The organism is Pseudomonas sp. S11P7 (genome assembly GCF_023195435.1).
GTDB classification, from domain to species: Bacteria; Pseudomonadota; Gammaproteobacteria; order Pseudomonadales; family Pseudomonadaceae; genus Aquipseudomonas; species Aquipseudomonas fluorescens_G.
On record NZ_JALPKS020000002.1, the window covers coordinates 2637632 to 2652138 of the forward strand.

8 protein-coding genes and 1 pseudogene are annotated in these 14507 nt (G+C 60.6%); 5 read left to right on the top strand and 4 right to left on the bottom strand.

The annotated features are described in order from the left end of the window. Positions 1-59: 59 nt before the first annotated feature. A complete protein-coding gene (gene gcvA / locus M0746_RS12180; protein WP_258449355.1) occupies positions 60-953 on the bottom strand; it encodes a transcriptional regulator GcvA in 894 nt (297 codons plus the stop codon). 242 nt (positions 954-1195) lie between these two features. On the opposite strand from gcvA, the gene M0746_RS12185 reads away from it, so the two are divergent. From M0746_RS12185 to M0746_RS12200, 4 genes are all read left to right on the top strand, one after another. Beyond that, positions 1196-2935, top strand: coding sequence for a dipeptidase (locus M0746_RS12185; RefSeq protein ID WP_258449356.1), 1740 nt, complete (start codon positions 1196-1198; stop codon positions 2933-2935). 962 nt (positions 2936-3897) lie between these two features. Then, entirely contained in the window at positions 3898-5151 is a 1254-nt protein-coding gene (gene mexE, locus M0746_RS12190; protein WP_258449357.1) for a multidrug efflux RND transporter periplasmic adaptor subunit MexE, read from the top strand. Positions 5152-5166: 15 nt separating this feature from the next. After that, positions 5167-8358: an efflux RND transporter permease subunit gene (locus M0746_RS12195; protein ID WP_258449358.1), complete on the top strand. Its 3192-nt coding sequence runs from the start codon at positions 5167-5169 to the stop codon at positions 8356-8358. Further along, entirely contained in the window at positions 8355-9776 is a 1422-nt protein-coding gene (locus M0746_RS12200; protein ID WP_208937480.1) for an efflux transporter outer membrane subunit, read from the top strand. Before M0746_RS12195 ends, M0746_RS12200 begins: the two co-directional genes overlap by 4 nt. A 209-nt stretch (positions 9777-9985) precedes the next feature. Here M0746_RS12200 and M0746_RS12205 read toward each other — a convergent pair. From M0746_RS12205 to M0746_RS12215, 3 genes and pseudogenes are all read right to left on the bottom strand, one after another. After that, positions 9986-10937: pseudogene (locus tag M0746_RS12205) on the bottom strand (biotin/lipoyl-binding protein). Between the two features lie 4 nt (positions 10938-10941). Then, on the bottom strand, positions 10942-11142 hold the full coding sequence (locus tag M0746_RS12210) for a DUF1656 domain-containing protein (protein WP_258449359.1): 201 nt from the start codon (positions 11140-11142) through the stop codon (positions 10942-10944). Continuing rightward, positions 11132-13267 carry an FUSC family protein gene (locus M0746_RS12215; protein WP_258449360.1) on the bottom strand — a complete coding sequence of 712 codons (2136 nt, stop codon included), beginning with the start codon at positions 13265-13267 and terminating at the stop codon, positions 11132-11134. Before M0746_RS12215 ends, M0746_RS12210 begins: the two co-directional genes overlap by 11 nt. A 171-nt stretch (positions 13268-13438) precedes the next feature. On the opposite strand from M0746_RS12215, the gene M0746_RS12220 reads away from it, so the two are divergent. After that, entirely contained in the window at positions 13439-14494 is a 1056-nt protein-coding gene (locus M0746_RS12220; protein WP_258449361.1) for a tetratricopeptide repeat protein, read from the top strand. Positions 14495-14507 lie beyond the last annotated feature (13 nt).

Sequence of the window (14507 nt, forward strand, 5' to 3'; positions counted from 1 at the left end):
GTCAGCAGACGACAGCGAAGTCTTCTCAATGTGTCATGAGCAAATCCTCATGAACTCACTCAACGGACTTTCATCGCCTCGCTCATCAACCACTGGCGAAAGCTGACAATGTGCGGCTGCGCTTCGATACCCTTCGGACAGACAAAATAGTAGGCCAGCGGCGACGCGAATGGCACGTCGAACAGGCGCACCAGTCGGCCATCGGCAATCTCGTTCTCGACGTGGCCGCTGCGCACCAACGCCACACCCTGACCGAGCAAAGCCGCTTCGACCGTCATGTTGGTGTCGCCAAACCGGACGCTTTCACGAACGGGCGAAAACCCCAGCCCAATGGCTTCGAACCAGGCTTCCCATTTCGGCACCAACTCGGCGCCATCGCGGGTCAGCAGCGGAAAGTGCAGCAGTTCGGCCGGGCTGTGCGGCATGCCGATGCGCCGCAGCAATTCGGGACTGGCGACCGGGAATACCTGCTCGCCGAACAGAAATTCCGCATACAGACCGGGGTAATTGCCCTTGCCCAGGCGGATCGCCACGTCAGCCTGGCCCGCGGCGAAATGGATGATTTTGTCTGTGGTGTCCAGCGCCACCAGCAGCTCGGGGTGCTGCCGCGACAGACTCGGCAAACGCGGCAGCAGCCATTTCAGCGCAAAGGAATACGTCGTGCTGACGCTCAGCCGCACCCTGCCCTTTTGCTCGCGCAAATCAGCCAGTGTCGCCTCCAGACTGATGAAAAACTCCCGCACGATCGGCGCCAGCGTCGCTCCCGCTGCGGTGAGTCGTAACGCTTTGCCACGCTCGAACAATGGCAGCCCCCACAGCGCTTCGAGGTGTTTGAGCTGATGGCTGACCGCGCTCTGGGTCACATGCAGTTCTTCGGCGGCAGCGGTAAAAGTCGGGTGCCGGGTGGCGACTTCAAAGGCACGCAAGGTCGCGGTCGGCGGGAGATCTTTCATGGGCCTGTCATCCAATCGAATTGTCGGCAACGAGCTGAGCATGAATAAGCGCTCATGATCAAGCCATGACGTGTTTTTGCGCAGGAGGACGTTTTCATTGATGCGTCGCTTTTGCCGTTCTGTGCGACACGTCCCGTTTCGGGGCTCCCGCATTCCTGCGCAGCGGTGGTAGTTTGTAAGTGCATGTGTCCTGAGATTCAGGCACGACTTATTTATCACTCTGCAAAGGAATGCCTTTCGCAATGAATGTCCCTTTCAAAAAACTCGCGGCCACCACACTGATGCTGGCCGGCCTCGCCGTCTTCACCGCGCCTGCACAAGCCAACATCACCGCGCAGCAAAGCGCCGAAATACTGAAAACCTACAACGCCGCGTCAGTGACTGATTTCCATCAGTTCCTCACTGAGCTGGGCAAAAGTGATCTGGCGAAAAAAGCCGAGATCAGCCCGGCCATCGGCGCCTATCTCGGCAAGAAGACTCTGACCGCTGAGCAGCAGAACGAGATCTATCGCCTGCTCGGTCTGTACACGCGAGTGAAATACAGCGCTGCGGCCACCGAAACCCTGCGTGAGCTGGTCGAAATCCCGACCTATCGCAAGGACGGCGTTGAGCAGCACGACAACCCGGAATTCATCAAGATCGCTGCGAAGATCAAGAGTCTGGCCGAGTCGTTCGGTCTGAAATTTCGCAACATCGACAACCGCGTCTACGAGATTTCCCTCGACGGCAGCGGTGATGAAGTCGTGGGCATTCATGCGCACGCCGACGTGGTGCCGGTGACTCCGGAAAACTGGGTGCTCAAGGACGGCACCCGCCTCGACCCGTTCAAGATCACTCTGATCGGCGATCGCATGTACGGTCGCGGCACTGAAGATGACAAGAACGGCATCGTCGTCACCCTCTACGCAATGAAGGTGATCAAGGAAGAAAAGCTGCCGCTGGTGCGCAACTTCAAGCTGCTGGTCGACACCACCGAAGAAACCACCGGTGACGCGATTCCTTACTATTTCGAGCGCAATCCGACGCCTAACTACAACCTCGCGCTGGACGGCGGCTACCCGGTGGTGATCGCCGAAAAAGGTTACGGCACGGTCATGGCCAACTTCGCCAAGCGTAAAGGTGAAGGCAACGGTGCAGAAATCGTCGCGTTGACCGGCGGCATGGCGACCAATCAGATTCCATCTGCCTCGGTAGCGACCTTGCTCACCGACAAGCCCGCGGAACTGGCCGCGAGCCTGCAAAAGGCCGGTAACGAATACGCCAAGCGCAATGGCGGCGATTTCGAGGTCAGCGCCAAAGTCGATGGCAAGGACGTCAAACTGACGGTGACCGGTGTGTCCGCGCACTCCTCCGAACCCGAGTCCGGGGTCAATCCAGTGGCGCGCATGCTCGATTTCATCAATAGCGTTGATGGCAAGGTCGCGCTCAAGCACAACCACATCACCGACGCCGCCCGTTACCTCGCCGACAACTGGGGCCTGGACTACCTCGGTAACAAGCTCGGTGTGGGTTTCTCCGACGCCTTCATGGGGCCGCTGACCACCTCGCCGACCTTCGTCGGTATGGACGACAAGACCTTCAAGCTCGCGGTCAATCTGCGTGTGCCGAAAGGCAAATCGCCCGAAAAACTGAAAGCCGAAATCGCCGACAAACTTGCCGCCTGGAGCAAGAAAACCCACGTCGCAGTGGCGTTCGATTATTCGGTCGCAGCACCGATGTACCGCAACCCCGAAGGTGAATGGGTCAAAGCGTTGCTGGCGGTCGCCACGGAAAACCTCGGCATGAAACACGAGTTCGGCACCTCCGCCGGCGCGACCTCGGTGCATGAATTGCCCAACGGCGTGCAGTTCGGTCTGGCCATGCCTGACGTGAAATACACCGGCCACACCGACGGCGAATTCAAGACCGTCGAGCAATTCCAGCTGGACCTGCAAATCGTCACCGAAATGATCGGCCGCATCGGCCAGTTGCCGAAACTCTGATTGGCTCGCCGGGCCCGCTGCAATGGTGGGTTCGGCGTTTGATTGCCGCGTAACCTGTGGGAGCCAGCCTGCTGGCGATGGCGGTGGGTCTGGCAATGAAAGTGTCGCCTGTGCGACCGCCATCGCTTGCAGGCAAGCTCCCACAGAGATCGCGTGCACCACCAAACCAGCAACCGAAAATCAAAAGCCCCTCACCCTAGCCCTCTCCCGGAGGGAGAGGGAACAACCGTGGTGAATGTGCGAGCTGCGCCAACCTGAAATAACGCGTCGAACACAAACTTCAAAGCCAACCCAAATCGGCCCCCTCTCCCTCGGGAGAGGGCTGGGGTGAGGGGCGAATCCACCGAAAATCTCAAGCCATGCGACGCTTCTAACCACTCAACAATGAGCGTTAGCTCGAGTGCCCTTGATCTTGCCTAACCAGCGACATCGGAAGGCTGAGTGGAGGGATTGATCCGGGCGTGGGAGCGCAGCGACCGTACGACGAAGTCGTACACAGCGGAAGTAGGTGCAGCGAAGCAAACCGTAGCCGCTGCGCCCGAATCGATCCCGGAGCGAAGGGACCCGAGCTTGCGAGGGCCGAACGCAGGAGCAAGCCTTTTGGGTACTTTTTCGGCGTCTGGAAAAAGTGCCTCGCCGTAAGGGCGAAACCCTAAGCCGCCGTTACCGCAGCAACGGATATGTACTCAAACCAAAAAACTCAGCGCCTGAAACAAAGCCATCCCTTGCAGGCAAGCTCCCACAAAATCCAGCGCTACCCACAAATTGTAATCATTGCACGCCACGCAACAGATCATTGCCCACAAACCTATTGATAGCCCCCTAACGAAAGGTGCACGCTAGAGGGCTGATCACGGTCTTATATCATTCCGAATGATAGTTACCTTTGCTTCATTCGATTCGTGCCATCACACCCTGCCGAGCATCATCCGCCCATCTTCAATACTTTGGCGGATGCATCCATGGAACATTCACTCAAACATTTGCGCTTCCCGTTGGCCCTTTTGGCCGTACTGGTGATGAGCGCCTGCGGCAAAACCCCGGAGACCACCGCTGCCATGCCACCTGCAAAAGTCAGCGTGGCCAAGGTGCTGGAACAACCGGTCAATGAGTGGGACGAATTCACCGGGCGCCTCGAAGCGCCGGAAACCGTTGAAATCCGTCCGCGGGTCTCCGGCCAGATCGATCAGGTAGCCTTCACCGAAGGCGCACTGGTCAAGAAAGGCGACCTGCTGTTCCAGATCGACCCGCGTCCGTTCCAGGCCGAGGTCCGCCGCCTCGAAGCCCTGGTCGCCCAGGCCCGCGCCACCGCCACCCGCAGTGAAAACGAAGCCGCTCGCGGCGAACGCCTGCGCAGCAGCAACGCGATCTCCGCCGAACTGGCTGATTCGCGCACCAGCGCCGCCCAGGAAGCCCGCGCCGCCGTTGGTGCCCTGCAAGCGCAACTGGATCTGGCCAAACTGAACCTGAGCTTCACCCGCGTCACCGCGCCAATCAGCGGTCGCGTCAGCCGTGCCGAGATCACCGCCGGCAACCTGGTCACCGCCGACACCACTGCGCTGACCAGCGTCGTTTCGACCGACAAGGTCTACGCCTACTTCGACGCCGACGAGCGCGTGTTCCTCAAGTACACCCAACTGGCCCGCAACGGCCAACGCGGTGCGACGACTCCGGTGTACATGGGCCTGTCCAACGAAGACGGCAACCCGCACCAGGGTCAGATGAACTTCGTCGACAACCAGGTCAACCCGAAAACCGGCACCATCCGTGGCCGCGCGGTGTTCGACAACACTGACGGCACCTACACCCCTGGCTTGTACGCACGGCTGAAACTGGTCGGCAGCGGCACCTACAACGCCATGCTGATCAACGACGAAGCCGTCGGCACCGACCTGGGCAAGAAGTTCGTGCTGGTGATGGATGCGGACAACAAAACCGCCTACCGCCCTGTCGAGCTCGGGCCGAAAATCGAAGGCCTGCGCATCGTCCGCACCGGTCTGCAAAAAGACGACACGATCATCGTCAAGGGCCTGCAGCGGGTGCGTCCCGGCTCGCCAGTCACCCCTGAAGTGATCCCGATGGCCAGCGAGCAGACCCTCGCCGCCCTCGCCCAACAACGTCAAGCGCTGGAAGCCAGCAACCTGCCCAAAGTCGCCCCTGCCAAGGGTGCGTCGGGTTCGGCTGCGAAGCTGGCTGCTACGACCCCACGCGGTTAAGGGACGACAACTCCGATGAATTTTTCCCAATTCTTCATTTCCCGGCCGATCTTCGCAGCGGTGCTGTCGCTGTTGATCCTGATCGCCGGTGCGATCTCGCTGTTCCAGTTGCCGATCAGCGAATACCCGGAAGTCGTACCGCCCACCGTGGTGGTACGCGCCAACTTCCCGGGCGCCAACCCCAAAGTCATCGGTGAAACCGTGGCTGCGCCGCTGGAGCAAGCCATCACCGGCGTCGAGAACATGCTGTACATGTCCTCGCAATCGACCGCTGACGGCAAGATCACCCTGACCATCACCTTCGCCCTGGGCACTGACCTGGACAACGCGCAGGTACAGGTGCAGAACCGCGTAACCCGGACCGAGCCGAAACTTCCAGAAGAAGTGACGCGCATCGGTATCACCGTCGACAAGGCTTCGCCCGACCTGACCATGGTTGTGCACTTGACCTCGCCGGACAAGCGCTACGACATGCTCTACCTGTCCAACTACGCGATCCTCAACATCAAGGATGAGCTGGCGCGTCTCGGTGGAGTCGGTGACGTGCAGCTGTTCGGCATGGGCGATTACTCGCTGCGTGTCTGGCTCGATCCGAACAAGACCGCTTCGCGCAATCTGACCGCAACCGACGTGGTCACTGCGATCCGCGAGCAGAACCGTCAGGTGGCTGCCGGCCAGCTCGGTGCGCCCCCTGCCCCGACCGCGCAAAGCTTCCAATTGTCGATCAACACCCAGGGCCGTCTGGTCACTGAGGAAGAGTTCGAAAACATCGTGATTCGTGCTGGCGACGACGGTGAAATCACCCGCCTCAAAGATATCGCTCGCGTCGAACTCGGTTCCAGCCAATACGCTTTGCGTTCGCTGCTGAACAACCAGCCGGCCGTGGCGATCCCGATCTTCCAGCGCCCGGGCTCCAACGCCATCGATATCTCGAACGAAGTTCGCGGGAAGATGGAAGAGTTGAAGAAAGGCTTCCCGCAGGGCATGGACTACAGCATCGTCTATGACCCGACGATTTTCGTGCGCGGCTCGATCGAGGCGGTGGTTCACACCCTGTTCGAAGCGCTGATCCTCGTAGTTCTGGTGGTGATCCTGTTCCTGCAGACCTGGCGCGCCTCGATCATTCCGTTGGTGGCGGTGCCGGTATCGTTGATCGGTACGTTTGCGGTGATGCACCTGTTCGGCTTCTCGCTCAACGCCCTGTCACTGTTCGGCCTGGTACTGGCGATCGGTATCGTGGTGGACGACGCCATCGTGGTGGTGGAGAACGTCGAGCGAAATATCGAACTCGGCCTGACACCGGTCGAAGCGACCAAACGGGCGATGCGTGAAGTGACCGGCCCGATCATTGCCACGGCGCTGGTGCTGTGTGCGGTGTTCGTACCGGCCGCGTTCATCTCCGGCCTCACCGGGCAGTTCTACAAGCAGTTCGCCCTGACCATCGCCATCTCGACGGTGATCTCGGCCTTCAACTCGCTGACCCTGTCGCCAGCGCTGGCCGCTGTCTTGCTGAAAAGCCACGACGCGCCGAAAGACCGCTTCTCGAAAGTGCTCGACAAGATCTTCGGTGGCTGGCTGTTCCGCCCGTTCAACCGCTTCTTCGATCGTGCCAGCCATGGTTACGTCGGCACCGTGCGCCGGATCATCCGTGGCAGCGGCATCGCCCTGCTGCTGTACGCAGGCCTGATGGTGCTGACGTTCTTCGGTTTCTCCAGCACGCCGACCGGTTTCGTACCTGGCCAGGACAAGCAATACCTGGTGGCCTTCGCGCAACTGCCCGACGCCTCGAGCCTGGACCGCACCGAAGACGTGATCAAGCGCATGTCTGACCTGGCGCTGAAACAGCCAGGCGTGGAAAGCGCCGTAGCGTTCCCGGGCCTGTCGATCAACGGCTTCACCAACAGCCCGAACGCCGGCATCGTCTTCGTCACCCTGAAACCGTTCGACGAACGTAAAGACCCGAGCATGTCCGCCGGTGCAATCGCCGGGGCCTTGAACGGTCAGTACGCGAACATTCAAGAGGCGTACATGGCGATCTTCCCGCCACCGCCGGTACAGGGTCTGGGCACCATTGGTGGTTTCCGTCTGCAAATCGAAGACCGTGGCAACCTCGGTTACGACGAGCTGTACAAAGAAACCATGAACATCATCAACAAGAGCCACAACGTGCCGGAACTGGCCGGCCTGTTCACCAGTTACACCGTGAACGTGCCGCAGGTCGATGCTGCTATCGACCGCGAAAAAGCCAAAACCCACGGCGTGGCGGTCAGCGATATCTTCGACACCCTGCAGATCTACCTGGGTTCGCTGTATGCCAACGACTTCAACCGCTTCGGGCGCACCTATCAGGTCAACGTTCAGGCTGAGCAGCAGTTCCGCCTTGAATCCGATCAGATCGGCCAGCTGAAAGTACGCAACAACAAAGGCGAGATGATCCCGCTGGCGACCTTCATCAAGGTCAGCGACACCTCGGGGCCGGATCGCGTGATGCACTACAACGGCTTCATCACCGCAGAAATCAACGGTGCCGCCGCCCCCGGCTACAGCTCCGGCCAGGCCGAAAAAGCCATCGAGAAACTGCTCAAGGATGAATTGCCGAACGGCATGACCTACGAGTGGACCGACCTGACCTACCAGCAGATTCTGTCCGGCAACACCGCGCTGTTCGTGTTCCCGCTCTGCGTATTGCTGGCGTTCCTGGTGCTCGCTGCTCAGTACGAAAGCTGGAGCCTGCCACTGGCGGTGATCCTGATCGTACCGATGACCCTGCTGTCGGCCATCACCGGCGTGATCATCTCGGGCGGTGACAACAACATCTTCACCCAGATCGGCTTGATCGTACTGGTGGGACTGGCCTGTAAGAACGCGATTCTGATCGTCGAGTTCGCCAAGGACAAACAGCAAGAAGGCCTCGACCCGCTCGCCGCGGTACTGGAAGCCTGCCGTCTGCGTCTGCGGCCGATCCTGATGACCTCCTTCGCGTTCATCATGGGTGTGGTGCCACTGGTGTTCTCCAGCGGTGCCGGTGCCGAAATGCGTCATGCCATGGGTGTGGCGGTGTTCTCCGGGATGCTCGGGGTGACCTTCTTCGGTCTGTTGCTGACGCCAGTGTTCTACGTGCTGATCCGTAACTTCGTTGAACGCAGTGAGGCCCGCAAGGCCGCCAAAGCGCACAACCTTCCAAAACCACTGGAGGCGCATCAATGAGTCTGAAAGTCTTCCTGCCGAGCCTGTTGGTGCTGGCCCTCAGCGCCTGCGCCGTCGGCCCCGACTACAAGACCCCAGCCACGGAGGCGGCCAACATCACGGCCGCCACCGACGGCGCCGCCGGGCAAAAGAACTTCGACCGGTCGAAATTCGAAGGCATCTGGTGGCAGCAATTCGATGACCCGACCCTCAACCAGTTGGTCACGCAATCGCTGCAAGGCAACCGTGAACTGCGCGTAGCGTTCGCCCGTTTGAAAGCCGCTCGGGCGATCCGCGACGATGCCAGCAACGACGCGATGCCGACCATCACCAGCCGTGCCAGCAGTGATTTGGGTAAAGGCCAGATTCCCGGCCAGACCACCGACCGGGTCAACAGCGAACGCTACGATCTGGGCCTGGACATGGCCTGGGAACTGGATCTGTTCGGGCGCATCCAGCGCAATCTGGAAGCCAGCGACGCCGACCAGCAGGCTGCCGAAGCCGACCTGTATCAACTGCAAGTCACGATGATTGCCGAACTGGTCGACGCTTACGGGCAACTGCGCGGTGCGCAACTGCGCGAGAAGATCGCCGTGGCCAACCTGAACAACCAGGTGGAATCACGCAAGATCACCGTCAGCCTGCGTGATGCCGGTGTCGGTGATCAGCTCGACGTGGAACGCGCCGATGCGCGCCTGGCCAACGTCGAAGCGACCGTGCCGCAGTTGCAGGCGGAACAGGTGCGGCAGAAAAACCGCATCGCCACCCTGCTCGGTGAGCGTCCGGACAAGCTGACCGTTGACCTGAGCCCGAAAGACCTGCCAGCGATTGCCAAGGCTTTGCCGATCGGCGATCCGGGTGAATTGCTGCAACGTCGCCCGGACATCCTCAGCGCGGAGCGCCAATTGGCCTCGGCCACGGCGCGTATCGGTGTAGCGAAAGCCGACCTGTTCCCGCGCGTCAGCCTCAGCGGCTTCCTCGGCTGGACGGCCGGGCGCGGTTCGCAGATCGGTTCGTCGGCCGCCAATGCCTGGGCCCTCGGCCCGAGCATCACTTGGGCTGCGTTTGACCTGGGTAGCGTGCGAGCCCGTTTGCGCGGCGCCGACGCCGAAGCCGAAGGCGCACTGGCGACCTATGAGCAGCAAGTGCTGCTGGCGCTGGAAGAATCGGAAAACGCCTTCAGCGATTACGGCAAGCGCCAGCAACGGTTGATCTCGTTGATCCGCCAGAGTGAATCAAGCCGCAAGGCTGCCGACCTCGCTGAAATCCGCTACCGCGAAGGCACCACCGACTTCCTCGTGTTGCTCGACGCGCAGCGTGAACGGCTGAACGCCGAAGACAGCCAGGCCCAGGCCGAAGTCGACCTTTATCGCGGCATCGTCGCAATCTACAAAGCCCTCGGCGGCGGCTGGCAGCCGGAGACCGTCGCCAGCAAATAACCGATTTTAAAGAGCTCCTTTGGTTGGCCGCAACCAACCAATTCTTTTGCCCCGCGTATCATTCGGTCGCGGGGTTTTTTTATGGTTTTGTGCAGCCCTTGTATTGATCGTTCCCACGCTTCGCGTGGTAACGCCTCAAGGGACGCTCCGCGTCCAGTGACGCGGAGCGTCACGGGCTACATTCCCACGCAGAGCGTGGGAACGATCAATCAGCGGTGGTCTTCAAGGACGGTGACGGTGGCGGTTGTACCGGCGCGCAGCCGATTCTTGCCGGCAAAATCACTATCAATACCAATACGTACCGGCACCCGCTGCGCCAGTTTTACCCAGGTGTAACTCGGGTTGATGTTGGCCAGCAGCCGACTACCCGGTGCGTTTTCCCGGTCGGCGATGGCAAAGGCGATGCTCTGCACCGAACCGCCAAAGGTTTCCCCGCTCATCAACTGCACGCGTACCCGATCACCCTCGGCGATGCGCGGCAGTTTGGTCTCCTCGAAGTAACCGCTGATATAGAACGAATCACTGTCGACCAGCGCCATCAGTGCGCCACCCGCTGTCGCGTAATCGCCCTGACGGGTCAACAGGTTGGTGACATAGCCGCTGACCGGCGATTCGACGCGCGGTGCGCTGCAGATCAAGTTCGGCCTGGGCCAATGCCGCAACCGCCAACTGCACATTGGCCTCGGCCAGCCCGAGATTGGCTTGATTGCGTAACAGGTCTGCCTGGGCAACCGCGACATCGGTTCTGGATTTCTCCCACTCCTCACCGGAAATCGCAAAGCCCTGCTTGAGCGTACGCCGTCGACGCTCCTCGCTTTGGCGTTGCTTGAGCAGGGCTTCACTGGCGACGATTGCCGCTTGGGACTGCCCCAACGATGCCCGGGCGACTTCGACCGAGCGCCGCGCATGCTCCACTGCCAGACGATAACGGGCCGGATCGATCTCCATCAGCAGCTGCCCCTTGTCGACATGCTGGTTGTCCTGCACCGCCAGGCTGACAATGCGCCCTGAAACATCCGCCGACAGCGTCACCACATCCGCCCTCACCCGCGCATCCCGTGTCCATGGCGCACGGGTGTAATACTCCCAGGCAAACCAGCCCAGCACGATGGCCAACACCACCACCGCCAATGTGACCAACCGCGCAAATAACACTTTCAAGGCATCAGGCTCCCATCAACAGAATCAGCGTCGCACAAACGCACGCATACAAGGCGCCTTCAAACAGCGCTTCGTGCCAGACCAGACGCAGCACGCCGAGGCGGCGCAGACCCCAGTCCAGTACCACGAATATCGGTATGGCCAACAACAACGCCTGGGCAATGGGCGGCAGATAGACACCGCCAATCTCGAAATCAATGGGCAAGGGCCGGCTCTCCTTCCGGAATCGAGCGTTCGATGAACTCACCGTGACGCTGCAGGAATGACACGATGATCAAAAGGGCTACGCGCATACGAAATACCGACCACAGATGTTCATGGCTGGCGACATGCAGATCATCCAGTTCATCGCCCAATGCACGTAACGTCGTCAGCAATGAGGCCAGTTGCACATCCTCGCGCCCGGCGACAAAACGCCCGGTCTTGCGCAGGGCAGACGCCAGATGCTGACTGAATGCAACACTGAGCAACGCATTGTTTTGCGCTTGCTGGCGCAACTGATGCATCGCCACACCCAGCGCCACGCACGCCAGGCTGACCTCATACAGTTGTTGCATGGCCCGGGTGTTCGCCGCAGGCAGCAGACCGAGCATGCTGGTCAGGCGATCGACCATGCGGCTTTCGAAGGCGAACTGCTCCTCGCCGGTCGGCGCAGTTTTGCTCAGCGCATATACCTGCTCACGCGCTTCGTTATACAAGCGGCGCAAGCGCAATGCCGGGCGGAATGGAAAAATCAACGCATAGACCAGCAGCGCCAGCATTGCCGCACTGACGTAAGCACCCGCAAATTCGAACCACTGAATCGCGGTATTCTGGCCGGTGCCGACGTTCTGCGGACCGATCATCAAAAAGCTCGACAACCCCAGGCCCATGGCAATGCCCGTCGTCGCCGGGTTTGCCAGCCCGATCGCGATGACATACAGCAGCGGCGCGAGCATCAAGGCCAACGGCTCGAAATCGCTGATCGCCGGCACCAGCATGAACTGATAGAGCGCCGAGACCACCAGCGCCAGACCGAGGCCGCGGGCGTAACTCTGCGCAGCCATCAGCGGTCGCGGAAACGTTGCCATGAGCGAACACAGAATCCCCACCAGAATCATTCCGCCGCGTGCGCCGTCCCAGGCGGTTTCGATCCAGATCAATCCGGCCACCAGCAATGCCGTAAAGGCGCGAACCGCATTCATCGAAGCCAGGGTGAAATCCAGATGCAGGGGGCTGACCTGAGCGCGATAGAGCACGCTGGCCTCACGCCCCTCCTGGATCGCATCGCTCAGCTCAAGGATCTGTTCCAGTTGCTGCAGCAGCCGCGCCTGTTCCCAGCGTAACGCCCAGGCCAGCGAACGCAGGGTCGCGCTCATGTTTTCGGTCAGTTGCTCAGCCTCGTACGCCAGCCCTTCGAATTGCTGCTGCAGGGTGAAGAAATGCTGACGGCGCTCGCCGGACAACGAGCGCCCCTGCTCGGCCAATTCGTCGAAAAGTGCCAGTTCTTCACTGCGCAAGCGTTGCACCTCCAGCGGCAGATCACCCTCCCAGCGCTCGGTGAGCAGTTCTCGCTGGTGGCGTAATGCGGTGAGTCGCGAGGTCAGCAGCGTCAGTTGATTGCCCAGCAGCAGCACCAGATTATTGGCACTGCGCAAACGCGGCGCATCGAAGTAAAGATGCCGACGCAAACCCTCCAGCGCGCTGATTTCCCCAAGCAATTGCTGCTGGCGTCGCTGAAAATCTTCTTCGCTTTCTTCGGTGCGCAGCACTGCCGCGGCATGCCTGGCCGCCAGTTTGATCACCTGATCGACCTTGGCGAAATAACCCTTGGCCACGGCTTGCGGTCGCGCCGTCAACAAGCTGACTACGCACACGCACGCCACGGCCAGCAGGGTTTCAGTCACGCGAGTTACCGCCAGTAAAAATGTCCCGTCCGGATCCGGAATCGCCAGCAGCGCCACGACCACCGCGGTGTAACCACTGAGCACGAACGCTTGTGAACTGGTATAGCGCAGCAACGTGCCACCGGCGGTGCACAGTGCCAGCCACAGCGCGAGCGTGGTGATAAAAGGCAATGGCGCCTGGGGAAAAATGGCCATGATCAACACGGCGACAGCCGCACCGAGGGTCGTGCCGATCACCTGGCCGAAGCTGCGCGCCAGCGCCATCCCGGCCAAGGGCTGACTGACGATGACCACCGCCATGATCGACCATTTGGGCTGGTCGAGGTCGAAGACGAACGCCAGATACAACGTCAGTAAGCCCGCCGCAATGGTACGCAGGGCAAACAGCAGGACGGCCTGGCCGGGATGGATTATGGCCTTGAAGTAATTGAACAGGGCTTGCATGGGCACACTCAACGAAACGACTCCTGCAAGCGTAGACACTGCATCGTCGGCTTGGTGCTCAACTGAGTCGACGCAGCTCGTAGGACGATTCGCATGTAGAGGGTTTGACTGATCGCCCGCGCTGACCGAAGCTTGCCGCTCTGCTCAACAACGCCTGTTTCGGAAACCTGCATGCCTCAGTCTCGCCGCTATCTGTATATCAGCCTCGGCCTGGTGCTTATCGTTATCGTGGCCTGGGTTTCGCTACGTAGCACCGCCCCGGTGATCCCCGATGCGATCAAGCACGGTTACAGCGAAGCACTGAACGCCGCGCGCACCGGTGAACCGGGCGCGGCACGCCAGTTGTATCAGCAACTGGGCCGCCCGGACATTTCGGTCAAACGCCGCGTATGGCTGCACGGCGAGCTGCCCAACTACCCGAGCCCACAGGCGCTGAAACTGGCGGATACCGACCTGCAGAACGAGGCCCCCGAAGTACGATTGGCCGCCATCAAGAGTGTGGTCGGGCTGGTCCCGGGCGGACAACGCAGCCTGCTGTTGGGGCCGATCCTCGACGATGCCGATCAGAATGTGCGTTTTGCCGCTATCAACGCCCTCCTCGGCCTGACGCCGGACGAGCTGGGGCTGTATTTCGCGCCGCTTCAGCAAGCCATCGACGGTTGGCAGCAAACACTCAAGGCACAACCAGAAAGTGCCGCCAACTACGCGCAATTGGCGCGGCTGCACATTCACAACGCCGAACTCAAGCAAGCGCAAGTCGCCCTGGAAAACTCGCTGCGCCTGGAGCCGGGCAATCTGCCGGCGCTGGTCATGCAGATCGATGTCCTGGATCGTCAGGGCCAGAGCGACGCGGCCCGGCAATTACTGGCCCGGCAACTCAAGGCCCAGCCTGATTCGGCCTATCTGCAACATGCCTTGGGCTTGTGGTTGCTGCACCACGGCCAGCGTGAATACGCCCTGCTGGGTTTGTCCAAAGCCGTCGAGCTGGAACCGGACAACAAGGATTACCGCTACGACCTCGCGACCACGCTGCACAGCGCAGAAGAACTGGAGGCGGCCCAAAAACAATTGCAGGAAATCGTTCAGCGCCATCCCGCCGACCGCAAGGCCCGGGTTTTGCTGATCAATTACTGGAAAGAAAGCGGCCAGCTGCAAAATGTGCAGATTCTGCTCGCGCAACTCGAACAGCTGAACCCTGATGATCCGGCGTTGCAACAGGGTCTCTGAGCCTAAGAACCCG

What these genes read in the sequence shown, in the direction of transcription:
- gcvA (WP_258449355.1), bottom strand. Translation starts at nt 953, where the DNA reads ATGAAAGATCTCCCGCCGACCGCGACCTTGCGTGCCTTTGAAGTCGCC.
- M0746_RS12185 (WP_258449356.1), top strand. Translation starts at nt 1,196, where the DNA reads ATGAATGTCCCTTTCAAAAAACTCGCGGCCACCACACTGATGCTGGCC.
- mexE (WP_258449357.1), top strand. Translation starts at nt 3,898, where the DNA reads ATGGAACATTCACTCAAACATTTGCGCTTCCCGTTGGCCCTTTTGGCC.
- M0746_RS12195 (WP_258449358.1), top strand. Translation starts at nt 5,167, where the DNA reads ATGAATTTTTCCCAATTCTTCATTTCCCGGCCGATCTTCGCAGCGGTG.
- M0746_RS12200 (WP_208937480.1), top strand. Translation starts at nt 8,355, where the DNA reads ATGAGTCTGAAAGTCTTCCTGCCGAGCCTGTTGGTGCTGGCCCTCAGC.
- M0746_RS12215 (WP_258449360.1), bottom strand. Translation starts at nt 13,267, where the DNA reads ATGCAAGCCCTGTTCAATTACTTCAAGGCCATAATCCATCCCGGCCAG.
- M0746_RS12220 (WP_258449361.1), top strand. Translation starts at nt 13,439, where the DNA reads ATGCCTCAGTCTCGCCGCTATCTGTATATCAGCCTCGGCCTGGTGCTT.